The organism is Pseudomonas wenzhouensis (genome assembly GCF_021029445.1).
In the GTDB taxonomy this organism is placed as follows: Bacteria; Pseudomonadota; Gammaproteobacteria; order Pseudomonadales; family Pseudomonadaceae; genus Aquipseudomonas; species Aquipseudomonas wenzhouensis.
This window is the reverse complement of sequence record NZ_CP072610.1, coordinates 1,048,023-1,070,146: the sequence shown is the minus strand read 5'-3', so window position 1 is coordinate 1,070,146 and position 22,124 is coordinate 1,048,023. Positions and strand designations below refer to the sequence as shown.

At 63.0% G+C, this 22,124-nt stretch carries 23 protein-coding genes and 3 tRNA genes; 17 read left to right on the top strand and 9 right to left on the bottom strand.

Going from position 1 to position 22,124, the window contains the following annotated elements; all coding sequences use genetic code 11:
- The first annotated feature begins 161 nt into the window (after positions 1-161).
- From ccoN to J7655_RS04845, 4 genes are all read left to right on the top strand, one after another.
- A complete protein-coding gene (gene ccoN, locus J7655_RS04860) occupies positions 162-1,610 on the top strand; it encodes a cytochrome-c oxidase, cbb3-type subunit I (RefSeq protein ID WP_230927672.1) in 1,449 nt (482 codons plus the stop codon).
- On the top strand, positions 1,603-1,830 hold the full coding sequence (locus tag J7655_RS04855; RefSeq protein ID WP_074939035.1) for a hypothetical protein: 228 nt from the start codon (positions 1,603-1,605) through the stop codon (positions 1,828-1,830). Before ccoN ends, J7655_RS04855 begins: the two co-directional genes overlap by 8 nt.
- Positions 1,831-1,926: 96 nt before the next feature.
- The gene (locus J7655_RS04850; RefSeq protein WP_230926808.1) at positions 1,927-3,060 is read left to right on the top strand and encodes an HPP family protein; all 1,134 of its coding nucleotides are present in this window, start codon (positions 1,927-1,929) and stop codon (positions 3,058-3,060) included.
- Positions 3,061-3,331: 271 nt separating this feature from the next.
- Positions 3,332-4,192: a LysR family transcriptional regulator gene (locus J7655_RS04845; RefSeq protein ID WP_125835894.1), complete on the top strand. Its 861-nt coding sequence runs from the start codon at positions 3,332-3,334 to the stop codon at positions 4,190-4,192.
- 68 nt (positions 4,193-4,260) lie between these two features.
- Here J7655_RS04845 and J7655_RS04840 read toward each other — a convergent pair whose 3' ends face one another.
- The 6 genes from J7655_RS04840 to hemA form a co-directional block, all read right to left on the bottom strand.
- The gene (locus tag J7655_RS04840) at positions 4,261-4,776 is read right to left on the bottom strand and encodes an acyloxyacyl hydrolase (RefSeq protein ID WP_230926807.1); all 516 of its coding nucleotides are present in this window, start codon (positions 4,774-4,776) and stop codon (positions 4,261-4,263) included.
- Positions 4,777-4,867: 91 nt separating this feature from the next.
- Positions 4,868-5,659 carry a glutamate racemase gene (gene murI, locus J7655_RS04835; RefSeq protein ID WP_230926806.1) on the bottom strand — a complete coding sequence of 264 codons (792 nt, stop codon included), beginning with the start codon at positions 5,657-5,659 and terminating at the stop codon, positions 4,868-4,870.
- The gene (locus J7655_RS04830; protein WP_230927671.1) at positions 5,649-6,401 is read right to left on the bottom strand and encodes a molybdopterin-synthase adenylyltransferase MoeB; all 753 of its coding nucleotides are present in this window, start codon (positions 6,399-6,401) and stop codon (positions 5,649-5,651) included. Before J7655_RS04830 ends, murI begins: the two co-directional genes overlap by 11 nt.
- 4 nt (positions 6,402-6,405) lie before the next feature.
- Positions 6,406-7,239 carry a peptide chain release factor N(5)-glutamine methyltransferase gene (prmC, locus tag J7655_RS04825; RefSeq protein ID WP_230926805.1) on the bottom strand — a complete coding sequence of 278 codons (834 nt, stop codon included), beginning with the start codon at positions 7,237-7,239 and terminating at the stop codon, positions 6,406-6,408.
- An 84-nt stretch (positions 7,240-7,323) separates the two neighbouring features.
- Positions 7,324-8,406: a peptide chain release factor 1 gene (gene prfA, locus J7655_RS04820; RefSeq protein WP_230926804.1), complete on the bottom strand. Its 1,083-nt coding sequence runs from the start codon at positions 8,404-8,406 to the stop codon at positions 7,324-7,326.
- Positions 8,403-9,683, bottom strand: a complete 1,281-nt coding sequence (hemA, locus tag J7655_RS04815) for a glutamyl-tRNA reductase (protein WP_230926803.1) — start codon at positions 9,681-9,683, stop codon at positions 8,403-8,405. The genes prfA and hemA overlap by 4 nt, the downstream gene beginning before the upstream one ends.
- 219 nt (positions 9,684-9,902) lie before the next feature.
- On the opposite strand from hemA, the gene J7655_RS04810 reads away from it, so the two are divergent.
- The 9 genes from J7655_RS04810 to ychF all read left to right on the top strand — a co-directional run bounded on the left by J7655_RS04810 (position 9,903) and on the right by ychF (position 16,995).
- Complete coding sequence (locus J7655_RS04810) at positions 9,903-11,630, top strand: tetratricopeptide repeat protein (protein ID WP_230926802.1); 1,728 nt, start codon at positions 9,903-9,905, stop codon at positions 11,628-11,630.
- Positions 11,630-12,244, top strand: coding sequence for a lipoprotein insertase outer membrane protein LolB (gene lolB / locus J7655_RS04805; RefSeq protein WP_420850908.1), 615 nt, complete (start codon positions 11,630-11,632; stop codon positions 12,242-12,244). Before J7655_RS04810 ends, lolB begins: the two co-directional genes overlap by 1 nt.
- Before the next feature lie 164 nt (positions 12,245-12,408).
- Positions 12,409-13,284, top strand: coding sequence for a 4-(cytidine 5'-diphospho)-2-C-methyl-D-erythritol kinase (gene ispE / locus J7655_RS04800; RefSeq protein WP_230926801.1), 876 nt, complete (start codon positions 12,409-12,411; stop codon positions 13,282-13,284).
- A 26-nt stretch (positions 13,285-13,310) separates the two neighbouring features.
- Positions 13,311-13,385 (top strand) — tRNA-Gln (locus J7655_RS04795).
- A gap of 56 nt (positions 13,386-13,441) precedes the next feature.
- Positions 13,442-13,516: transfer RNA gene (locus J7655_RS04790), tRNA-Gln, on the top strand.
- A gap of 46 nt (positions 13,517-13,562) precedes the next feature.
- Positions 13,563-14,504, top strand: coding sequence for a ribose-phosphate pyrophosphokinase (locus tag J7655_RS04785; RefSeq protein WP_003244667.1), 942 nt, complete (start codon positions 13,563-13,565; stop codon positions 14,502-14,504).
- A gap of 105 nt (positions 14,505-14,609) precedes the next feature.
- A complete protein-coding gene (locus tag J7655_RS04780) occupies positions 14,610-15,215 on the top strand; it encodes a 50S ribosomal protein L25/general stress protein Ctc (protein ID WP_230926800.1) in 606 nt (201 codons plus the stop codon).
- A gap of 63 nt (positions 15,216-15,278) precedes the next feature.
- Positions 15,279-15,869, top strand: coding sequence for an aminoacyl-tRNA hydrolase (gene pth, locus J7655_RS04775; RefSeq protein ID WP_230926799.1), 591 nt, complete (start codon positions 15,279-15,281; stop codon positions 15,867-15,869).
- A 25-nt stretch (positions 15,870-15,894) separates the two neighbouring features.
- Positions 15,895-16,995: a redox-regulated ATPase YchF gene (gene ychF, locus J7655_RS04770; protein ID WP_230926798.1), complete on the top strand. Its 1,101-nt coding sequence runs from the start codon at positions 15,895-15,897 to the stop codon at positions 16,993-16,995.
- A 213-nt stretch (positions 16,996-17,208) separates the two neighbouring features.
- Here ychF and J7655_RS04765 read toward each other — a convergent pair.
- A tRNA-Met gene (locus J7655_RS04765) sits at positions 17,209-17,285 on the bottom strand.
- Between the two features lie 223 nt (positions 17,286-17,508).
- Here J7655_RS04765 and J7655_RS04760 point away from each other — a divergent pair.
- The 3 genes from J7655_RS04760 to J7655_RS04750 all read left to right on the top strand — a co-directional run bounded on the left by J7655_RS04760 (position 17,509) and on the right by J7655_RS04750 (position 18,478).
- The gene (locus J7655_RS04760) at positions 17,509-17,736 is read left to right on the top strand and encodes a hypothetical protein (protein ID WP_230926797.1); all 228 of its coding nucleotides are present in this window, start codon (positions 17,509-17,511) and stop codon (positions 17,734-17,736) included.
- A gap of 104 nt (positions 17,737-17,840) precedes the next feature.
- Entirely contained in the window at positions 17,841-18,005 is a 165-nt protein-coding gene (locus J7655_RS04755) for a hypothetical protein (protein WP_230926796.1), read from the top strand.
- Between the two features lie 26 nt (positions 18,006-18,031).
- A complete protein-coding gene (locus J7655_RS04750) occupies positions 18,032-18,478 on the top strand; it encodes a hypothetical protein (RefSeq protein ID WP_230926795.1) in 447 nt (148 codons plus the stop codon).
- A gap of 205 nt (positions 18,479-18,683) precedes the next feature.
- On the opposite strand, the gene J7655_RS04745 is transcribed toward J7655_RS04750, so the two are convergent.
- The gene (locus J7655_RS04745; RefSeq protein WP_230926794.1) at positions 18,684-19,598 is read right to left on the bottom strand and encodes a DMT family transporter; all 915 of its coding nucleotides are present in this window, start codon (positions 19,596-19,598) and stop codon (positions 18,684-18,686) included.
- Positions 19,599-19,804: 206 nt separating this feature from the next.
- Entirely contained in the window at positions 19,805-21,721 is a 1,917-nt protein-coding gene (locus tag J7655_RS04740) for a bifunctional metallophosphatase/5'-nucleotidase (protein ID WP_230926793.1), read from the bottom strand.
- Positions 21,722-21,893: 172 nt separating this feature from the next.
- On the opposite strand from J7655_RS04740, the gene J7655_RS04735 reads away from it, so the two are divergent.
- On the top strand, positions 21,894-22,058 hold the full coding sequence (locus J7655_RS04735) for a hypothetical protein (protein ID WP_017678165.1): 165 nt from the start codon (positions 21,894-21,896) through the stop codon (positions 22,056-22,058).
- Positions 22,059-22,124 lie beyond the last annotated feature (66 nt).

Below are 22,124 nucleotides of genomic sequence, written 5' to 3'. Positions count from 1 at the left end.
AATAAAAGCGTATTTATTATTAATTAGTCGAATCCATCGCCGTCCCGCACACTTTCGGTGCTCTCTCCTTCGCCCCCGCCACGCTCTCGCGAACCCGCCAACAGCCCGTTACGAGCGAAAGGAGAGGCACGCCTGAAATTTCTCAGCAAGACGGAATCATGATGGCTACCCTTGCGACTGCCCCTCACTATTACAACTACGAGATCGTTCGCCGTTTCACCCTCACAACCCTGTTCTGGGGCATCCTCGGAATGGCCATGGGTGTATTCATCGCGGCCCAACTGGTCTGGCCCGAATTGAACTTCGGTATTCCATGGCTCAGTTTCGGACGCATCCGCCCCGTCCACACCAATCTGGTGATCTTCGCCTTCGGCGGCGGCGCGCTGTTCGCCACCTCGTTCTACGTGCTGCAACGTACCTGTCGAGTACGGATCATCTCCGACGGTCTGGCCAACTTCCTGTTCTGGGGCTGGCAGGCAGCCGTGCTGGCGATGATCGTCAGCTATCCGCTGGGCATCACCTCCTCCAAGGAATATGCCGAGATGGAGTGGCCGATCGCCTTGTGGGTCACCCTGTTGTGGCTGATCTACGCCTACCTGTTCTTCGGCACCATCGCTCGCCGCCAGGTGCGCCACATCTACGTGGGCAACTGGTTCTACGGTGCATTCATCATCGTCACGGGCATGGTGCACGTGGTCAACCACATCGCCGAACCAGTCTCGCTGCTCAAGTCCTACTCGGTGTACTCCGGCGCCACCGATGCAATGATCCAGTGGTGGTACGGCCATAGCGTGGTCGGCTTCATCCTCTCGGTAGGTTTCCTGGGGATGATGTATTACTTCGTGCCCAAGCAGGCCGAGCGGCCGATCTATTCCTATCGCCTGTCCATCGTGCACTTCTGGGCGATCATCACCCTGTATATCTGGGCCGGCCCGCATCACCTGCACTACACCGCTCTGCCGGACTGGGCGCAAACCCTCGGCATGGCCATGTCGGTCATCCTTCTGGCGCCCAGTTGGGGCGGCATGATCAACGGCATGATGAGCCTGTCCGGCGCCTGGCATAAGCTGCGCACTGATCCAATCCTGCGCTTTCTGGTCGTTTCGCTGGCGTTCTACGGCATGAGCACCTTCGAAGGCCCGATGATGGCCATCAAGACCGTCAACGCGCTGTCCCATTACACCGACTGGACCATCGGCCACGTACACGCGGGAGCACTGGGATGGGTGGCGATGATCTCCATCGGCGCGCTCTACCACATGCTGCCCAAGCTCTATGGCCGCACGCAGATGCATAGCGTCGGCCTGATCAATGCGCACTTCTGGCTGGCGACCATCGGCACTGTGCTGTACATCGCCTCGATGTGGGTCAACGGCATCACTCAGGGCCTGATGTGGCGTGCGGTGAACGAGGACGGCACCCTCACCTACTCCTTCGTCGAGGCGCTGGAAGCCAGCCACCCCGGCTATGTCGTGCGCCTGCTTGGCGGGGCGGTCTTCGCCAGCGGCATGCTGCTGATGGCCTGGAACACCTGGCTGACGGTACGCAGCGGCGAACGCATCGATGCCGTGCCCTCCACCCCGGATGTTGGAGCCGCCGCCCATGCCTGACGCCCTGATCCTGCCGGTTCTCGCCACGCTGGGTTGCCTGCTCGGTTGCTGGCTGAGCTGTAGCATTCCGTCGACGCTCGACCAGGCCAGCCTGCTGCCCTTCGCCGACGATCCAGAAGCGGCGGCGCGCATGACGCAAGCCACGGGCCGCCCTTGCAAGGTCACCACGCAGCCACTCGAAGAGCCCGGCAATCCGACCGAAGAGTCTCTGCTCGCTTGACGTTCCTTCGCCCACGGACGGGCGTCCAGAAGTGCCGCTTGCGGCACCCTCAGGGCTTTTCAGTAGTGAAGAGCCCTCTTTTTTTGACCGGATACCATGAACACACCATCACGCCTGCACCAATGGTGCATCGCCTTTCTCCCCGAGGCTCCACACACGCGGCCACGCGAATGGCTGCGCGCGGCACTCGGCGCCAGCCTGGGTTTTGTCTTCACCACCTGGCTATGCGTCCAGCTTTTCGGCCCGCAGCTGGCCGTGCACTTCTCCGGCCCGCTGGCCGCCTCAGCGGTACTGCTGTTCGCCGTCTCTTCGGGCGCACTGACGCAACCCTGGTCGATCCTCGGCAGCTATCTGTGCGCCACGCTGGTCGGTGTGCTGGTCGGTCATCTGCTCGATCACAGCCTGCTTGGCGCTGCCCTGGCGATAGGCCTGAGCCTTTTGCTGATGTGCCCGCTGCGTTGCCTGCACCCGCCAGGCGGTGCCATCGCCTTCTGCGTCGTATTCGCGCCCGTGGCACCGGGTATACCCGCCTGGCACCCTGCCATGACGGTGGTGATCGCCGCGCTGGGCCTGCTGAGCAGTGCTCTGATCTATAACAACCTCACCGGCATGCACTACCCACGCCAGACTGCGCCAGCAGCCGATGCACACCATACCCGCGACCCGTTGCCCGGCGAGCGCGTGGGCATCCGCGATACCGACCTCGACCAGGCGCTCGACGAACTCGGCGCCTTCGTCGACGTGACTCGCGAAGACCTGGCGATGATCGTCAAAAGCACCGAGCGCTATGCGCTGCGCCGCAGCATGGGCGATATCCGTGCCGGCCAGGTGATGTCACGCGACCTGATCTGCGCCACGCCAGGAACCAGCATCAAACAGGGCCTGCACCTGCTGCGCCACCACCACCTCAAGGCGCTACCAATCCTCGACCATAATCAGCAACTGGTCGGCATCGTCAGCCTCAGCGACCTGATCGCCCCTTTGCATCACCGCCCGGCCAAGCGCCTTGGCCTATTCAAACGACGCCCTCGCCCGCGCCTGGGCGAGCTGATGAGCAGCCCGGTACGCTGCACCGATGTCGATACGCATGTCGTCGACCTGATCGGAGTGTTATCTGATCGCGGCCTGCACTGCCTGCCGGTACTGGAGAACGAGAAACTGGTGGGCATCATCACCCAGACTGACGTGATTGCTGCGCTGCAACGAGATCTTTTGGCCCACTTCGATTGAGACGACGACCTACTGGACACCTCTAAAAACTACCTGCGTTGCCATCGCTGCGTTAAAAAAGCTCGTGCGCGAGTCCGATCAAAATACTCATTAACAGCTCGTAAACTCCGCTTTTTCGCTTTTTTGGCCTTACGCTGGCTGCCTCGCCTACGTTTTTAGAAGCCCCCATACTGCGACTCAAGCTCGTTGCCCCAAATGCGGCTGCTCATCGAAAAGTGCCAGAGCAGCCCTTACACTACCCGTCTGCCCGCTTGCTGAGCCCTGCCACGACATGGACATCGATCTGACTCGCACCTTTCTGGAAATCGTTCGCAGCGGCAGCTTCATCGCCGCCGCCGAACGCCTGCACGTTACCCAGACGGCCGTTACGGCGCGCATCCAGAAGCTCGAAGGCCACCTCAACTGTACGCTGTTCGTACGCAACCGAGCCGGGGCCAAGCTAACGGCCGACGGCGAAGCCTTCGTCGCCTACGCCAATCAGATACTGCAAACCTGGGAGGCAGCGCAGCGCGACCTGCCGCTACCGGACGGCTATCACAACGTCATCCACATCGGCGGCGAGGTCAGTCTGTGCAACCCGTTGATGCTGCGCTGGGTCAGCCGCATCCGCACCCATATCGACCAGTACGCCGTGCACTCCCATATCGGCGCAGGTCAGGAGCTGCTGCGTCAGCTTGAACTGGGCGTGCTCGATGCAGCCTTGGTTTATCAGCCGAACTACTGGCCGGGCATGCAGGTGGAGCAGTTGCTGGAAGAAAAGCTGATCCTGGTACGCGCGAAGAATCCCGAACCCTATGTGTACGTCGACTGGGGCGAGGCCTTCCGCCTGCAGCATGACAGCGCGCTACCGGATCGGGCAAAGGCGCCAGTATCGTTCAACCTCGGGCCGCTGGCTCTTCAGTACATTCTCGAGCACGGCGGTTCTGGCTACTTCCGCACGCGAGTGGTGCAGAGCTACCTGGACAAGAAGGTGCTCAAACGCGTGCCGCGCGCACCCGAGTTCAGCTACCCGACCTACCTGGTGTATTCCCGCGAGCGCGACTCGGTAGTGCTGCAGCAGGCGTTCGATCTACTGCGCGGAATCATCGCCGAGGACACGGACTGGTCGCAGCGCTGGGACCCGATGATCTAAGCACCATCTGAAACGAAATCGCCCCTCGCGTAGAGGGGCGATTTCTTCATAGCCATGTCAATGACTGTTCAGAAGCTCATGCGGTAATGCACGGTGTAAGCCTCGACGCCATCGTTGGGCTTCTTGATACCGGCATTGGAATAGTGGATGGCACGCAGACCGATTTCCTGGCCGGCGAAGCGCAGCCCCACACCCAGGCGATCCTCGAACTGGAAGGACGAACCCAGGTCATTGCTTTCCAGCTCGGTGCTGGAGAAAGCGGCAACACCGATGCCTGCCTCGATATAGGGACGCACGTTCTGACCGGCGAACTCATAGACGAATACCGGAGCGAAGGAGAGGCTGTGATTACTGGCTGTCTTGTCGCCATCCCAGAAGGTGTAGCCCAAATCCCAATAACCGGTCAGACGGCCGTAGCTGCTTTCCAGCCAGCTATGGTTCCAGTCCCACTGCGCGCCCAGACGATACACCATGGTGGAGTCGCCAGTCTGACCAATGGCTGCGGTCACATCCGCAGCCTGCGCAGCGCCCAGCGTTCCGAACGTCAGGGCTGTAGCTGCAGCAAAGGCATACAACTTCTTCATGAGTCATTCCTTTATAGCGGGAGGTTTTTATCAGGCCGTTACAAAAATATAGAACTATTCGATAACTTGAATAGCTTGAGTGGAAAAAATTTCAATGTATTGGGAGCACGTCGGCGCGTTCACCTAACAAAATCGGCAACACTCGGCAAAGTTGCGCCGTATTGCCACTGCTCCAGTAGCGCGTCGGCTGCGCCGCTTGCGCTGCCAGCAGGTCATGCTGCGCGAGCAACCGCTGCAACTGCCGCGCGACCGCCGCACCGGTATCGATGAGTGTCACCGACGGTGGTACCAGCTCGCCCAATAACGGGCGTAGGAAAGGATAGTGAGTGCAGCCAAGAATCAGTGTGTCGCAGCCCTCGGCCATCAGCGGCGCCACGTAACCGTGCAGCAACTCACGCGTAGCCGGTGCCTGCAACTCACCCGACTCGATGCACTCAACCAGCCCCGGGCATGGCTGGGTGACCACCCGCACATCGTTGGCGAAGCGGTCGAGCAGCGCGGCAAATCGCGCGCTCTTCAGCGTGCCGGTAGTCGCCAGCACACCGACCACACCACTGCGCGTGGCCGCCGCTGCCGGCTTTACCGCAGGCTCCATACCGACGATGGGCAAATGCGGATAGCGCTCGCGCAACTCGGCACCAGCCGCAGCCGTCGCCGTGTTGCAGGCCAGCACCAGCGCCTTGGCACCCTGTGCCAGCAAGTGTTCGGTGATCAGCACGCAGCGTTCGCGAATGTATTCCGGGTTTTTTTCGCCATAAGGCACATGACCGCTGTCGGCGACGTAAAGCAGCGACTCGTTGGGCAGCAGTTGGCGAATCTCGCGCAGCACCGACAGGCCGCCGACGCCGGAATCGAACACGCCGACCGGCGCATTACTGGGCATCGCCGCACACACCGCAGGCCGGGTCGCGTTTGACCCGCAATTCGCGAAAGCGTGTACCTAGCGCATCGATCAGCAGCAGGCGGCCTACCAGCGGCTCGCCGAAACCGGCCAGCAGCTTCAGCGCTTCCAACGCCTGCAGGCTGCCGACCAGCCCCACCAGCGGGCCAACCACGCCGGCCTCGCTGCAGGTCAGCTCGGCCTCGCTGCCGTGGCCATACAGGCAGTGATAGCAAGGGCTGGCGGCGTTGCGCGGATCGAACACCGACAGCTGCCCTTCCAGGCGAATCGCCGCCCCGGATACCAGCGGCTTACCCGCCTTGAAGCAGGCGGCGTTGACCGCTTCGCGGGTGGTGAAGTTGTCCGAGCAGTCCAGCACCAGGTCGACGCGGCTCACCGCAGCGGCCAGCGAGTCGGCGTCCAGCGCCTGACGGTGCGGCACCAGGCTGATCTGCGGATTGATCGCCGCCAGGCGCGCCATGGCCGAATCCACCTTGGCCTGACCGATGCTAGCAGTGTCGTGGGCGATCTGCCGCTGCAGGTTGGTCAGGTCGACCGTATCGAAGTCCGCCAGGTGCAGCTCGCCGACGCCAGCAGCCGCCAGGTACAGCGCCACCGGCGAGCCAAGACCGCCCATGCCGACGATCAGCACGCGGCCCTGCTTCAGACGCAGTTGGCCCTCGACATCGATCTGTTTCAACAAAATCTGCCGGCTGTAGCGCAGCAGTTCGTCATCACTCAGCATCTGATCACTCACGGTCTAAACGTCCCAGACTGATGCGTTCATGGCCTGCCAGGTCACGCCGGCTGTGTACCTCGGCGAAACCACCGGCAGCGAGTAGTGCACACACGGCTTCGGCCTGGTCGAAGCCGTGCTCGAGCAACAACCAGCCACCTGGCAGCAAATGCGCCGGCGCAGCCTGGATGATCGCGCGGATATCGTCCAGTCCATCACTTCCGGCCACCAGCGCGCTGCTTGGCTCGAAACGCACGTCACCCTGCGCCAGATGCTGATCATCGGCACGAATATAAGGCGGGTTGCTCAGGATCAGGGCAAAACGCTGCCCGGCCAGTGCGGAGAACCAGTGGCTATGCAGGAAACTGGCATTGTCCAGTTGCAGGCGCAGGCGATTGCGCTCGGCCAGGGCCACGGCGTCCGCGACGCGATCCACGCCGGTCACCTGCCAGGCCGGACGCTCGCTGGCCAGGGCCAGGGCAATGGCGCCCGTGCCGGTACCCAGATCGAGCACGCTCAGCGGCATAGCGGGTAGCAGCTCGAGTGCGGTTTCCACCAGCAGTTCGGTGTCCGGGCGCGGGATCAGCGTATGCGGCGCCACTTCCAGATCAAGGCTCCAGAAACCCTGATGGCCAAGGATATAGGCCACCGGCTCGCCCTGGCGACGGCGCTGCAGACTGGCCTGGAAGCGCGCCAGTTGCTCATCCTCCAGCTCGCGCTCCGGCCAGGTACGCAGATAGCTGCGCGGCTTGCCCAGCGCGGCGGCCAGCAGCAGCTCCGCATCCAGCCTTGGCGTGGGCGAGTCGGGCAGGTCGGCGCTGTCGAGCAGGGATTCAATGGTGGCCATGTCGTTCTCGTAGCCCGGATGCAATCCGGGAAATCGGACCCCGGATTACATCCGGGCTACGGTTCTTGAGCGGCGCAGCCGCTGTTAGTCCCCCAACGCCGCCAGCTGGTCGGCCTGGTATTCGGCCAACAGCGGTTCGATTACCGCTTCCACGCCACCGGCGATCACTTCGCTCAGCGAATACAGGGTCAGGTTGATGCGGTGATCGGTCACCCGGCCCTGCGGGAAGTTGTAGGTGCGGATGCGCTCGGAGCGGTCACCGGAGCCGACCAGCAGCTTGCGCGTTTCGGAGATTTCCTTGTGCGCGGCCGCTTCCTGCTGATCCTGCAGCTTGGCCGCCAGCCAGGCCATGGCCTTGGCGCGGTTCTTGTGCTGCGAGCGCTCTTCCTGGCATTCCACCACCGTGCCGGTGGGTATGTGGGTGATGCGGATCGCCGAGTCGGTGGTGTTGACGTGCTGACCACCGGCGCCGGAGCTGCGGTAGGTGTCGACGCGCAAATCGGCCGGGTTGATCTCGATGGCCATCTGCTCGTCCGGCTCAGGCAATACCGCCACGGTGCAGGCGGAGGTGTGGATGCGGCCCTGGGACTCGGTCTCCGGCACGCGCTGCACGCGATGGGCGCCGGACTCGAACTTGAGCTTGGCGTAGACGTTGTCGCCCTCGACGCGGGCGATCACCTCCTTGTAGCCGCCATGCTCGCCCTCGTTGGCCGACAACACCTCGACGCGCCAACCCTGCTTCTCGGCATAGCGCGAATACATGCGGAACAGGTCGCCGGAGAAGATCGCCGCCTCGTCACCACCGGTGCCGGCGCGGATTTCCAGGTAGACGTTGCGCCCGTCGTTGGGATCTTTCGGCAGCAGCATGCGTTGTAGCTTGTCTTCCAGACCAACCAGCGCCTCCTTGGCCTGATCCACTTCCAGCTCGGCCATCTCGCGCAGATCCGGGTCGCTGTCCTTGAGCAACGCCTGCGCGCCTTCGAGGTCGCCCTGCACCTTGCGCAGTTCGCGGAAGGTGGCGATCACCGGCTCGATCTCGGCATATTCCTTGGAGTAGGCGCGGAACTGCGTCTGCTTGGCAATCACCTCGGCATCGCCGAGCAACGCCGTGAGTTCCTCGAAGCGGTCGCTGAGGTTGTCCAGCTTGTTCAACAGTGAAGCTTTCATTGCAGACCTTTGTCCTGCGGCGCGCTCTCATCGAGGGCGAATAATTCCTGGGCCAGGCTGAGCGCATCGACGCGCCCCTCGGCGGTGAGTTTCTTCATGCGCACGCTGGGTGCGTGCAGCAGCTTGTTGGTCAGGCCACGGGCCAGTTGCGCCAGCACGTCTTCAGGGTTGCTGCCATTGACCAGCATGCGCTGGGCCTTGGCCAGCTCCTCGTCGCGCAGACGCTCGGCCTGCTGACGATAGGCCTTGAGCACATCCACGGCGGCCAGCTCGCGCAGGCGCAGCATGAAATCGTCGGTACCGGCTGCCACCAGCTCCTCGGCTGCCTGCGCGGCGCCCTGGCGGCTCTTGAGGTTTTCCTCGATGACCTCGTGCAGGTCGTCGACGGTATAGAGGTAAACGTCGTCCAGCTCGCCCACCTGCGGCTCGATATCACGCGGCACGGCGATGTCGACCATGAAGATCGGCTTGTGCCTGCGCTTTTTCAGCGCGCTTTCCACCGCCCCCTTGCCGAGAATCGGCAACTGGCTGGCGGTGGAGCTGATGACGATATCGCTGTGCGCCAGCTCGTCGGGGATGTCCGACAGCAGCACCGCATGCGCGCCGAACTGCTCGGCCAACTGGCTGGCGCGCTCCAGGGTGCGGTTAGCGACGACGATACGCTTGATGCCCTGATCATGCAGGTGGCGGGCGACCAGGCTGATGGTTTCGCCGGCGCCGATCAGCAGCGCCTGGCTGCGGTGCAGGTCGGCGAAGATCTGCTTGGCCAGGCTCACGGCAGCGAAGGCCACGGACACCGGGTTCTCGCCGATGGCGGTATCGGTGCGCACCGTCTTGGCGGTGCTGAACGTGGCCTGGAACAAACGCCCCAGCAGCGGCCCGACAGTGCCGGCCTCACGCGCCACGGCGTAGGCCGACTTGAGCTGGCCGAGAATCTGCGGCTCGCCCAGCACCATCGAGTCCAGCCCGCAGGCCACGCGCATCATGTGCCGCACCGCCTCGTCGTCACTGTGCACATAGGCACAGGCGCGCAGCTCATCGATGCTCAGGCGATGGTAATCGGCCAGCCACTGCAGCACCTCGTCGGCCTGGACATGCTCCTGCTCCAGGTACAACTCGCTGCGGTTGCAGGTGGAGAGGATCGCCGCCTCACGACTGGGCGTCAGCCGGCACAGCTGCTGCAGTGCCTCGACCAGTTGTTCCGGGGTGAAGGCAACGCGCTCGCGCACCTCTACCGAGGCGGTCTTGTGGTTGATACCGAGGGCGATAAAGGCCATGCAGGGTCGCTGAGGGGCAATACGGAAGCCGGCAATTGTCCTACTTCGCCCCCGATAGAACAACTCCCGCGACCTATTGTCCCAATAGACGCGTCGCGAGATCACGCGCCCCATGGGCTTGCCCCAAGGCTTGTGTCATGATGCCGCGACAGTCGCCAGGGCAGGGCCGCCAGAACAACGTGGCAGTGCCACGCCCGCCATCAAGCACGACAAGGCACTATGAACAGACCCCTCGCGTTACTTACCGCATTCGCCCTCCTCAGTGGTTGCCAGACCTTCGCCCCCAGCGAGCCGGACGGTACGCCGCCCGTGCAGGAAGCCGACCAGCCCGCACAGCTGCAACCGAGCGAGTACGGCTCGTTCAGCCAGGAAAGCCTGTTCGCCCTGCTCACCGCCGAACTGGCCGGGCAACGCAACCGCTTCGATATCGCCCTCGGCAATTACGTGCAGCAGGCGCAGGAAACCGGCGACGCCGGCGTCGCCGAGCGCGCCTTCCGCATTGCCGAATACCTTGGCGCCGAGCAGGCTGCGCTGGACAGTGCACTGATCTGGGCCAGCAACGCGCCAGACAATATCGACGCGCAGCGCGCTGCCGCCGTGCAACTGGCACGCGCCGGCCGTTACGACGAATCCATGACCTACATGGAGCAGGTGCTGCAGCGCCAGGGCAACACCCACTTCGATTTCCTTGCCCTGTCCGCCGCCGAAACCGACCCCGACACCCGCGCCGGGCTGCTGCAGGGCTTTGACCGCCTGCTGAGCAAGAACCCGGACAACAGCCAGCTGCTGTTCGGCAAGGCCATCCTCCTGCAACAGGATGGCCGCGCCGAAGAGGCGCTGGCCCTGCTCGAAGACAGTTCGGCCGGTGCCACCGAGGTGTCGCCGATTCTCCTGCGTGCGCGCCTGCTGCAAAGCCTCGGCCGAGGCCAGGAAGCCATGCCGATTCTGCAGAAGGGCATTCGCCAGAACCCGGACGACAAGCGCCTGCGCCTGACCTATGCGCGCCTGCTGATCGAGCAGGATCGCTTCGACGAAGCCAAGGGCGAGTTCTCCAAGCTGGTGCTGGAGAACCCCAACGACGACGACCTGCGCTTCTCCCTGGCCCTGGTGTGCCTGGAAGCTGAAGCCTGGGAAGAGGCCATCGTCTACCTCGAAGAGCTGATCGAGCGCCGCAGCCATGTCGATGCCGCGCACTACAACCTCGGCCGCGCCTACGAGGCGCTGGATGATAACGACAGCGCCCTGCAAGCCTACGCCCTGGTCGGCCCGAGCAACGACTACCTGCCGGCCCAGCAACGCCAGGCCGAGTTGCTACTCAGCCAGCAGCGCAGCGCAGAGGCCAGCGCCCTTCTGGCCCAGGCTCGCGAAGCCCAGCCCGATTACGCCATCCAGCTGTACCTGATCGAAGCCGAAGGTCTGAGCAATCACGGCCAGATCGAGCCGGCCTGGAAGGTCATCACCGAGGGGCTGGAACAGTTCCCCAATGACCTGAACCTGCTCTACACCCGCGCCATGCTGGCGGAAAAACGCGACGACCTGGCCCAACTGGAAACCGACCTGCGCTACATCATCGAGCGCGAGCCGGAACACGCCATGGCCCTCAATGCCCTCGGCTACACCCTGGCCGACCGCACCACGCGCTACCAGGAAGCCTTCGAACTGATCGCCAAAGCGCACCAGCTCGACCCTGAAGACCCAGCCATTCTCGACAGCCTCGGCTGGGTCAATTACCGCCTGGGCAACCTGCCCGAGGCCGAGCGCCTGCTGCGCCAGGCGCTGGAGAAATTCCCCGACCACGAAGTGGCTGCGCACCTCGGCGAAGTACTCTGGGCTCAGGGTAAACAGCGCGAAGCCCGACGCGTCTGGCACGATGCCCTGGAGGCAACGCCCGACAGCCCCATTCTGCGTGACACCCTGTTGCGCCTGACCGGCTCCGAGACCCTCTGATGTTCCGTCACATACTCGTATTCAGCCTTATCGCCCTGCTTGCCGGCTGCGCCGGCCTTACCTCACGCGAAGCGCTGGAAGGCCAGGGCGACCCGGCCCAGTGGCGAGCCCACAAACAGCAGATCACCCAGCTCGACGGCTGGCAGATCAACGGCAAGATCGGCATCCGCGCCCCGCAGGATTCCGGCAGCGCCACGCTGTTCTGGCTGCAGCGCCAGGACTACTACGACATCCGCCTGTCCGGCCCACTGGGCGGCGGCGCGGCGCGCCTGACCGGCCGCCCGGGCGATATCCTGCTGGAAGTCGCCAACCGTGGTCGTTACCAGGCCGAATCCCCGGAAGACCTGCTGCGCGAACAGCTGCGCCTGAACCTGCCCGTATCCAACCTGCTCTGGTGGATTCGCGGCCTGCCCGCTCCGGACAGCCGCAGCCGCATCACCCTGGACGCTGAAAGCCACCTGGCGCAGCTCGAGCAGGACGGCTGGAAGGTCGACTACCAGCGCTACACTGAGCAGAACGGCTACGCCCTGCCGGAGCGCATCAAGCTCTACGGCCAGAACTTGGAAGTGACCCTGGTGATCAAGGACTGGCAGCCGCGTCAGCTCGGTCAATAAGCTCACCGCAGATCCTGTGGGAGGGGCTTGAGCCGAGACATTGGCTTGCGCCGTCGCCGCTGAAGCACCTCCTACAGGAGCCGTAGCCCGGATGAAATCCGGGAACCGTCACCACCCTGCCCCGGATTGCATCCGGGCTACGAATTTCCGCCAACGACATCGCCATGAGCCGCACAGCCATCCCCAACCACGCCGAACTGATCCTGCCCGCCCCGGCCAAGCTCAACCTGATGCTGCATATCCTCGGCCGCCGCGCCGATGGCTATCACGAGCTGCAGACCCTGTTCCAATTCCTCGACCACGGCGACGAACTCGGCTTCAGCCTGCGCCAAGATGGCGAAATCCGCCTGCATACGCCCATCGACGGCGTACCGCACGACAGCAACCTGATCGTGCGTGCCGCCAAAAGGCTGCAAGAGGCCTGCGGCACCACGTTCGGCGCCGATATCTGGCTGGACAAACGCCTGCCCATGGGCGGTGGGATTGGCGGTGGCAGCTCGGATGCCGCCACCACCCTGCTCGGTCTCGATCACCTGTGGCGCACCCAACTGGGCGAAGATCGCCTGGCCGAACAGGGCCTGGCCCTGGGCGCCGACGTACCGGTGTTCGTGCGCGGCCGTGCGGCCTTCGCCGAGGGCGTTGGCGAGCGCCTGACCCCGGTCGAACTGGACGAACCCTGGTTCCTCGTCGCCGTACCGCAAGTCTTTGTCAGCACAGCAGAAGTTTTCGGCTCACCCGAGTTGACACGCGATACGCCGCCCATTAAAGTTCGCAGCCTTCTTGCGGGGGGTGGTCGAAACGACTGCCAGCCGGTTGTAGAGAAGCGTTACCCTGAAGTTCGTAACGCTCTGATCTTGTTGAACAAATTTGTTCCAGCTAGATTGACCGGCACTGGAGCTTGCATATTTGGGAGCTTCCCAAATCGGGACGATGCTGATAAAGTCGCCCGCCAACTTCCAGGCACTCTGCCGAGCTTTGTCGCTCAAGGTCGCAACATCTCGATGCTGCACCGCAAGCTCCAAGCATTGGCCAAGAAGTGAATGCTCAGCATTCGGTTATACGATACAGGGGCGTCGCCAAGCGGTAAGGCACCAGGTTTTGATCCTGGCATGCGTTGGTTCGAATCCAGCCGCCCCTGCCATAACCTCCCTCGGGAGGCATCGCAAACCGAGTCAACAAGCGTTCAACACAGAATATAGGGGCGTCGCCAAGCGGTAAGGCACCAGGTTTTGATCCTGGCATGCGTTGGTTCGAATCCAGCCGCCCCTGCCATTTTCCATACCCATCCAGGTATACCCCCAGCCGGCAGGTACTGCGCGTGTCCAAGATGATGGTCTTCACGGGGAACGCAAACCCCGATCTGGCGCGACGGATCGTTCGTCAGCTGCACATTCCCCTCGGCGATGCTTCGGTCGGTAAGTTCTCCGATGGCGAAGTCATGATCGAAATCAACGAGAACGTTCGCGGTAAGGACGTCTTCCTGATTCAGCCGACCTGTGCACCCACCAACGACAACCTGATGGAACTGGTGGTGATGGCCGATGCCTTCCGCCGTTCCTCGGCGACTCGCATCACTGCAGTCATCCCCTACTTCGGTTATGCCCGCCAGGATCGCCGTCCGCGTTCCGCGCGCGTGGCAATCAGCGCCAAAGTCGTGGCCGACATGCTCACCGTGGTCGGTATCGACCGCGTGCTGACCGTCGACCTGCACGCTGACCAGATCCAGGGCTTCTTCGACATCCCGGTGGATAACATCTACGGCTCCCCGGTTTTGGTCGACGACATCGAAGACCAGCGCTTCGACAACCTGATGATCGTCTCCCCCGATATCGGTGGCGTAGTACGCGCCCGCGCCGTGGCCAAGAGCCTGGGCGTTGACCTGGCGATCATCGACAAGCGTCGCGAAAAGGCCAACCAGTCCGAAGTGATGCACATCATCGGTGACGTCGAAGGCCGTACCTGCATCCTCGTAGACGACATGGTCGATACCGCCGGTACCCTGTGCCACGCCGCCAAAGCGCTGAAAGAGCGCGGTGCTGCCAAGGTCTACGCCTACTGCACCCACCCGGTACTGTCCGGCCGCGCCATCGAGAACATCGAGAATTCCGTCCTGGACGAGCTGGTGGTCACCAACACCATCCCGCTGTCCGCTGCGGCCCAGTCCTGCTCGCGTATTCGCCAGCTCGACATCGCCCCGGTCGTCGCCGAAGCGGTACGCCGCATCAGCAACGAAGAATCGATCAGCGCCATGTTCCGCTAAGGAACAGGCCAGATCACACTGCCCCGCCTCGCGCGGGGCTTTTTGCCCTACCGCCCGAGGCTGGTCGCAAGCCACAAGGCGGTTTGGTTATTTTGGAGAAGTGAAATGACTGTTGAATTTGCCCTGAATGCCGAAGTGCGTTCCGACCTGGGGAAAGGTGCGAGCCGCCGCCTGCGTCGTAACGTGTCCATGGTGCCTGCCGTGATCTACGGTGGCGACAAAGCCCCGCAATCCATCAGCCTGCTGGCCAAAGACCTGGCCAAGCTGCTGGAAAACGAAGCCGCCTTCAGCCACGTTCTGAGCCTGGACGTTGCCGGCACCAAAGAAAGCGTCCTGATCAAAGCCCTGCAGCGCCACCCGGCCAAAGGCTTCGTTCTGCATGCTGACTTCCAGCGCGTCGTAGCCGGCCAGAAACTGACCGCCCACGTACCGCTGCACTTCATCAACGAAGCAACCGCCGTTGGCGTGAAGCAGCAAGGTGGCGAGATCTCCCACACCATCAACGAAGTCGAAGTGTCCTGCCTGCCGAAAGACTTGCCGGAATTCATCGAAGTCGACATGGCTGCCGTAGAAGTTGGCCAGACCGTCCACATGTCCGACCTGAAGCTGCCGAAAGGCGTTGAGCTGGTTGCTCTGGCTCACGGTAACGACCTGGCTGTCTCCAACATCCACGCCAGCCGCGTTAAAGACGAAGAAGGCGCTGCCGAGTAATCGCAGCGCGGAACCCGCCCGGCAGGCGATCACGCCGGGCGAATTCCTCGAAAGGGCTCCTGTATGACTGCCGTACAACTGATCGTTGGCCTGGGTAACCCCGGCCCCGAATACGACCAGACCCGGCACAATGCAGGGGCCCTTTTCGTTGAGCGCGTGGCAGCCAGTCAGCGCGTCAACCTCTCCGTAGATCGCAAATATTTCGGCCTGGTGGGCAAATTCAACCACCAGGGGCGCGAAGTTCGTCTGCTCATCCCCACCACCTACATGAACCGCAGCGGCCAAGCCGTGGCGGCCCTGGCCAATTTCTTCAAGATCAAACCCGAAGAGATCCTGGTGGCCCACGACGAACTCGACATGCCACCCGGCGTCGCCAAGCTCAAACAGGGCGGCGGCCACGGCGGGCACAACGGCCTGCGCGACATCATCGCCCAGCTCGGCAACCAGAATAACTTCCACCGCCTGCGGCTCGGCATCGGCCATCCTGGGCACGCCAGCCTGGTTTCCGGCTTCGTGCTCGGACGCGCCCCACGCAGCGAACAGGAACTGCTCGACAAGAGCATCGACTTCGCCTTGGACGTCCTGCCGGAAATACTCGCCGGCGACTGGACCGTGGCCATGCGCAAACTGCATAGCCAGAAGGCCACCCAGTAACCACCTTTCCCCCGAGGGACACACCATGGGATTCAACTGCGGCATCGTCGGCCTGCCCAATGTCGGCAAGTCCACCCTGTTCAACGCCCTCACCAAGTCCGGCATCGCGGCGGAGAACTTCCCCTTCTGCACCATCGAGCCGAACAGCGGCATCGTACCCATGCCCGACCCACGCCTGGATGCCCTGGCCGAGATCGTCAAGCCCGAGAAGGTCATCCCCACCACCATGGAATTCGTCGACATCGCCGGCCTGGTCGCGGGCGCGTCGAAAGGTGAAGGCCTGGGCAACAAGTTCCTCGCCAACATCCGCGAAACCGACGCCATCGCCCACGTAGTGCGCTGCTTCGAAGACGACAACGTCATCCACGTCGCCAACAGCGTCGACCCCAAGCGCGACATCGAGATCATCGACCTCGAACTGATCATGGCCGACCTCGACAGTTGCGAGAAGCAACTGCAACGCGTGGCTCGCACCGCCAAGGGTGGCGACAAGGAATCCGTGGCGCAGAAAACCCTGCTGGAAAAGCTCATCCCCCACCTCACCGAAGGCAAGCCGGCACGCAGCCTGCTCAAAGACCTGGGTGACGACGAGAAGCGCCTGGCCAAGACCTTCCACCTGCTCACCACCAAGCCGGTGATGTACATCGCCAACGTCGCCGAAGACGGCTTCGAGAACAACCCGCACCTCGACGTGGTCAACGCCATCGCCGCAGCGGAAGGCGCCATCGTCGTGCCGGTGTGCAACAAGATCGAAGCCGAGATCGCCGAACTGGACGATCTCGAAGAAATGCAGATGTTCCTCGAAACCATGGGCATGGAAGAGCCGGGCCTGAACCGCGTGATCCGCGCCGGTTACTCGCTGCTCAACCTGCAGACCTACTTCACCGCTGGCGTGAAGGAAGTCCGCGCCTGGACCGTCCGCGTCGGCGCCACCGCCCCGCAAGCCGCCGCCGTGATCCACACCGACTTCGAAAAAGGCTTCATCCGCGCCGAAGTGGTCGCCTACGACGACTTCATCGCCTACAAGGGCGAAGCCGGCGCCAAGGAAGCCGGCAAATGGCGCCTGGAAGGCAAGGACTACATCGTCAAGGACGGCGACGTGATGCACTTCCGCTTTAACGTTTGATCGTTGTAGGTAGTGCATAAACAAAACCCCGCGAAAGCGGGGTTTTGTTGTTTTTGGGGGGGATGGTGTGGGCTGGGGATTATGAATCCGTTACGAACCGCCCTGCTGGGCCAGATAACCCCATAAACAGGGCCTTTCAACCCTCCCCCAAGCTAGCTAGTCACTACCCCAGAAACGACAAAGGGCTAGCCTAAGCTAACCCTTTGAAAAATATGGTGGCTACACCGGGACTTGAACCTGGGACATCAGCATTATGAATGCTGCGCTCTAACCAACTGAGCTATGTAGCCAACGGCGCGCATTGTCCGCGTCTCGCCTATCGCTGTCAACCCCAGATCATCGATAAATTTACGTTTTATCAAGCGGTTAGCCTTCAGTGGTGGCGATGCGCTCAATTGCGGGTTTCTGAGCCTGCGGCTGACCTGTCAACCGCCCGAACGGTGCTTGCAGGGCTGTCGGGCGATGCCGGAAAATCCGCCCCCAGCAGGCTGCAGCGCCGCCGTGCGCTGCCCCATGAACCAGGAGAGCACCTTGAGAGCGAGAGACGATTTCGACGATCTGCGGGCGGAGCGTGATATGCCGACGCACTACCGCAACGAACCCAACCGCCATGCCGGGCTGTGGAAGCAGATCGCGCTGGGTATCGTCGTCGGCTACAGCGTGCTGGGTATCATCAGTGTGGTTGCCTGGATGATCATTGCGCGCGTCATGCTGGGCGGTCTGTCGATCACCTTGCCATAACGTTCACATCCCTGCATCAGCGACGTGATGGCGATGGGGTTGGCACTTGCCATCCCCTGCCCGCCTCTTCATCCTGCTCTATTGTTTACCCAGCGAGCCCTGTCATGACGCCCATCCAGAATATCGGCCTGGCGCTTTTCGTGCTGCTTTCCATCGGTATCGCCATCGGCCACAAGACGGACTGCGGCGATGGCCGCGTGGTGGAAACCTACCTGGCCAAGGGGCTGGCTTCGCAGTTGCTCGGGCATGATCTTTGCCAGCAACCCTGAACACCTCTTCATTGAGGAATGATGTGATGAAACAGTTCGCCTTGCTTGTCAGCGTTGCTCTTCTCGGCGCCTGCGCCAACCTGGGCTCGCAGCCACCGGTGCCGGTCACCTCGCCGGTGGTCCAGGCGTTTCGCGACATTTGCCTGCAAACGGCACCGAGCTTTGCCGAGGCGCATCGCGTGGCGCGCCAGCATGGCATCACTGAGATGACTGATATGGGCTTCGCCACCGTCGGCTTCAATGCGGACAAGAGCCTGAGCATTCAGGTCAAGGCCAGCCACGAATGCGTGGTGACCAGCGAGGCGCAGGAGGATGACAGCCTGACGCGCCAGTTGCTCAGCGCAGCGGCGGTCAACGCCGGCACCACGGTGCCGCGCAAGGTGCCGGTAAGAATCATGATCGCCGGGCAACCGTTCATCCTGATGCACGACCGTGAAGGCGGTGAAGCCTTCGTGATGATGAAGCCGGAGTGAGGGGATCGCCGTAGGGCGGATGACACCTTTTTCATCCGCCGGCTTCGAAAGGTGGATCGGTGACACGTGATCCACCGACACGACTCAGTAGGAGCCCCGCCCCGGGGCGAAGCTTTTGGCTTTGCGCTGTTCACACGATTCGCCGCGAGGCGCGGCTCCTACAGGGTGATACAGTGCCTGCTGCGTTTGTGTAGCCCTGCCGCGCCTACAGTGTTTTACCGGGCCGCGTGGCCAGCAGCAGGCCGCCGAAGATCATCGCGGCGCCCAGCCAGTGGTAGACCTGCAAACTCTCGCCCAGCAGCACCCACCCCAGCAATGCGGTGAAAACCGGCATCACGTAGTTGGTCAGTGCCGCCTTGGCCGCACCGATCACGCGGATGCCGTGGTTCCAGGCCAGGTAGGCCAGCAGCGAGGCGAACACGGCGGTGTAGGCAACGGCCGAGAGGTTGGCGGCGTTGATTGCCAGATGCGCGCCCTGGCTCAGTTCATATAGATAGAACGGCAGAATCAGCGGTACGCCAAGCAGGATGAACACGCCCAGCAATGCCAGAGGTGGAATCGGTTGCAGGTAAGCCGACCAGCGCCGCAGCAGCAGCGAGTAGAGCGCCCAGTCGACCACGGCCAACAGCATGATCAGGTCGCCCTGGTTGAACGACAGGCTGGCCAGGCGGCTCCATTGCCCCTGACTGATCAGCACCGCCAGGCCCATCACCGCCACCAGCATGCCCCACCAGGCACGGCGTGCCGGCCACTCGTTGAGCAGCAGCCCGGCTCCGATGAAAGCCACCAGCGGCAGGCAGGTGTTGACCAGCGAGATGTTGATGGCTGCGGTGGTCTGCGCCGCGCTGTAGAGCAGCGAGTTGTAGCCGGCGATGCCCAGGCCGCCGAGCACCAGCAGGCGCCAGCCGGCAGTGCGCACTGCCACGCGATGACGCCACAACGGCATGGCGACAAAAGGCAGCAACAGCGCCAAGGCCAGGCACCAGCGCCAGAACGACAGGGTGAACGGGGCGATCTCGCCAGCGAAGGCGCGCGCCACCAGGGCGTTACCGGACCAGCAAAGGTTGGCCAGCAGCAGGCCGAACAGCGCCAGCGGGCGCGAATGATTGAGTGCGTTCATGAGGCGACGCAACATTTATCTGAGTGGGGGTTGGCCGGCTGTGCGCGGTCACCGAGCGGGCAGTGCTGAGCGATCATTGCGTAGCTTCCGAATCAGGCGGCTTTGCACCATACGGAGGCAGGCAAGGCTTGGCAAGATCGTCGGCCGGAGGGGCGGCCTGCGCGCCCCTCTCGATGATCGCGGTTATCGGTGCGCGCGCTGTTCAGCTACGCACGGCGGCGCAGCGGGCGGCTAAGCAGCCAGAGAATCAGCAGCACGCCGGCCAGGATCACCGCACTGGCGCCCCACTGCCTCGGCCCGGCCAGGCGGAACAGCTCGGCCGGGCGCAGGCTGGGCGCGCGGATCATGCGCGCTTCGGCAGCCGCACCGCTGGTGGGAATATCGGCCAGGCCGTCGCCATCGAGATCCGGCAGGCTGCGGATATGGTCGAGCAGCACTTGCCATTCCTTGAGTTCCTGCACGCCTTCCTTATCCGGGTCCTGGTCGATGATGGCGTCTTCGATACGCGGCAGCGGGCGGCCCTCGGCATCCTTGGGGATGACGTTGAGCAGCCCCTTGGTCAGGTCCGGCACCAGCCAGGTAAAACTGCCGACGTAGCTGGTGGCGCCGATGCTGTAGAGGCGCGTGTCGTTCAGGTCCAGGTCACGGTAGCCGCCGTGCGGATCGCCGACTTCGATGCGGCTGACGCGGTCGAACGGCACGCGCCAAGGGTTGTAGGTGAAGCGCACGCCGGAAACCCGCGGGTAATAGCTCTGGCTGTCACGCAGCTGATAGGCGAGCAGCAGCACTTCCAGCAGTGACTTGATTTCGCGCGCGCTGATGTAGGCCTTGATCATCGGGTAGCCCGGTTCGTCGTCGAACTGGCCGATGCCCAGCGGGGCGATGCGAAACAGGTCGGAGACGTCCTGCACGCCATTGCGGCCCTTGAGCAGGTCATCGCGGATGGTGCCGTTGCCGGTAAAGGCCAGGTCGGCATCGACGGCATGACGCAGCGCATCGGTGACCAGGTTGGCCAGTGTCTGGTCGGTGAAATCACGGCCCAGGCTCTGGTCAACCTTGGCCAGCGGCTGGTCGAAGCGATAGCCCTTGGGCGTCAGCATGCGCTCGCTGACCACCTGCTTGAAGTCTTCGACCTTGGCGGTGATGGTCGCATCGCCGACGATGCTGTCATTGACCGCATGCAAGCGGTAATCACGCAAGCGCGGTACGCCGTCGTCGCCAAGGCTCATGCGCAGTTCGCCGAGGTACTGGATCTCCGAACCGGCCTGCACCACCGGGGTACGCCCCCCCACTAGCACGGGTTGCGGCAGCGCCACATGCGAATGGCCACCGACGACGATATCGATGCCCGGCACCTGCTCGACCAGCTCAACCTCTTCGCCGCGCCAGCTGCCATCGGCCTGCTGGGTAACGCCCATGTGCGAGAGCAAGATGACCACCTCGGCGCCCTCCTCGCGCAGCTTGGCCACGGTTTCCCTGGCGGTGGCGACCGGGTCGGCGAAGGTCACCGGCTTGATCATCGGGCTGACGGCCACGGCGTTGTTGCCGAGCAGGCCGAACAGACCGAAACGAATGCCGCCGCGCTCGATCAGCTTGTACGGCAGGATGCGCCCGGCTTCGACGTGCTCCTGCAGGCTGTCATCGGCCTTGCTCGCGGCATCGAAACGCATGTTGCTCGACAGTAGCGGCACCAGCGTGTCGCCCTTTTCCTTGTGCGCGGCGCTGATCATCGCGGCGAGGCCGGCCGGGCGGAAGTCGAATTCGTGGTTGCCGATCACCGCGGCGTCATAGCCCAGCTCAGTCATCAGACGCAGTTCGCTGCCCATTTCGCGGGCAATGGTGTGAAACAGCGTGCCCATGGTGAAGTCGCCGCCGTCGAGCAACAGCAGAGGTTCTTCACCGGCTGCTGCGCGGCGCTCATTCAATAATGTGGCAAGCCGGGCGACGCCGCCGACGGTGTCGTCATCGTTCACCGTCGCCGGGCTGTATTCATTGTTGGGGCCGAAGCCGAGCAGGCGTGACTGCCAGTCGTTGCTGTGCAGGATGGTGAAATGGCGCTCGGCGGCGAGCAGCGGGGGCGAACTCAGCAGGCCGGCGAGCAGGAGTGATAGGAACAGGCGCATGGACGATCCTTGACGATGACTGCGCACAGTATGGAGCAGGCCATGACGCCAGGCAGCGACCGATCGAGACGCACGTTGTCGCCAATCGAGTCAGACTTTCATTGCCCCAGATCAGCCCCAACCCGGACGGCGGGACTAAGCTGTAATCAGGACTGCGAAGTGGAGAAGCGCCATGGACCACTATCACCTGATGTTGATACTGCTGATCGGCGGCTTTCTGCTGCTGGGAGTCGGCTTCAACTTTCGCGAACACGAATGGGGCGTACGCGTGCTGGGTTTGGGCGTATTGCTGATGCTGGTGCCGATTGCGTTGCGGGTGCATCTGGCGTTGGCGTAGAGCCTCCCTTGTAATTACATGGACTCGCCCACGCCGAGGCGTCAATGCGCCACGGTGGCAGTCTAA

Excerpts from the sequence above, each read along its gene's own strand:
- ccoN (WP_230927672.1), top strand. The coding sequence starts at position 162 with ATGGCTACCCTTGCGACTGCCCCTCACTATTACAACTACGAGATCGTT.
- J7655_RS04855 (WP_074939035.1), top strand. The coding sequence starts at position 1,603 with ATGCCTGACGCCCTGATCCTGCCGGTTCTCGCCACGCTGGGTTGCCTG.
- J7655_RS04850 (WP_230926808.1), top strand. The coding sequence starts at position 1,927 with ATGAACACACCATCACGCCTGCACCAATGGTGCATCGCCTTTCTCCCC.
- J7655_RS04845 (WP_125835894.1), top strand. The coding sequence starts at position 3,332 with ATGGACATCGATCTGACTCGCACCTTTCTGGAAATCGTTCGCAGCGGC.
- J7655_RS04840 (WP_230926807.1), bottom strand. The coding sequence starts at position 4,776 with ATGAAGAAGTTGTATGCCTTTGCTGCAGCTACAGCCCTGACGTTCGGA.
- murI (WP_230926806.1), bottom strand. The coding sequence starts at position 5,659 with ATGCCCAGTAATGCGCCGGTCGGCGTGTTCGATTCCGGCGTCGGCGGC.
- J7655_RS04830 (WP_230927671.1), bottom strand. The coding sequence starts at position 6,401 with ATGCTGAGTGATGACGAACTGCTGCGCTACAGCCGGCAGATTTTGTTG.
- prmC (WP_230926805.1), bottom strand. The coding sequence starts at position 7,239 with ATGGCCACCATTGAATCCCTGCTCGACAGCGCCGACCTGCCCGACTCG.
- prfA (WP_230926804.1), bottom strand. The coding sequence starts at position 8,406 with ATGAAAGCTTCACTGTTGAACAAGCTGGACAACCTCAGCGACCGCTTC.
- hemA (WP_230926803.1), bottom strand. The coding sequence starts at position 9,683 with ATGGCCTTTATCGCCCTCGGTATCAACCACAAGACCGCCTCGGTAGAG.
- J7655_RS04810 (WP_230926802.1), top strand. The coding sequence starts at position 9,903 with ATGAACAGACCCCTCGCGTTACTTACCGCATTCGCCCTCCTCAGTGGT.
- lolB (WP_420850908.1), top strand. The coding sequence starts at position 11,630 with ATGTTCCGTCACATACTCGTATTCAGCCTTATCGCCCTGCTTGCCGGC.
- ispE (WP_230926801.1), top strand. The coding sequence starts at position 12,409 with ATGAGCCGCACAGCCATCCCCAACCACGCCGAACTGATCCTGCCCGCC.
- J7655_RS04780 (WP_230926800.1), top strand. The coding sequence starts at position 14,610 with ATGACTGTTGAATTTGCCCTGAATGCCGAAGTGCGTTCCGACCTGGGG.
- pth (WP_230926799.1), top strand. The coding sequence starts at position 15,279 with ATGACTGCCGTACAACTGATCGTTGGCCTGGGTAACCCCGGCCCCGAA.
- ychF (WP_230926798.1), top strand. The coding sequence starts at position 15,895 with ATGGGATTCAACTGCGGCATCGTCGGCCTGCCCAATGTCGGCAAGTCC.
- J7655_RS04760 (WP_230926797.1), top strand. The coding sequence starts at position 17,509 with ATGAACCAGGAGAGCACCTTGAGAGCGAGAGACGATTTCGACGATCTG.
- J7655_RS04755 (WP_230926796.1), top strand. The coding sequence starts at position 17,841 with ATGACGCCCATCCAGAATATCGGCCTGGCGCTTTTCGTGCTGCTTTCC.
- J7655_RS04750 (WP_230926795.1), top strand. The coding sequence starts at position 18,032 with ATGAAACAGTTCGCCTTGCTTGTCAGCGTTGCTCTTCTCGGCGCCTGC.
- J7655_RS04745 (WP_230926794.1), bottom strand. The coding sequence starts at position 19,598 with ATGAACGCACTCAATCATTCGCGCCCGCTGGCGCTGTTCGGCCTGCTG.
- J7655_RS04740 (WP_230926793.1), bottom strand. The coding sequence starts at position 21,721 with ATGCGCCTGTTCCTATCACTCCTGCTCGCCGGCCTGCTGAGTTCGCCC.
- J7655_RS04735 (WP_017678165.1), top strand. The coding sequence starts at position 21,894 with ATGGACCACTATCACCTGATGTTGATACTGCTGATCGGCGGCTTTCTG.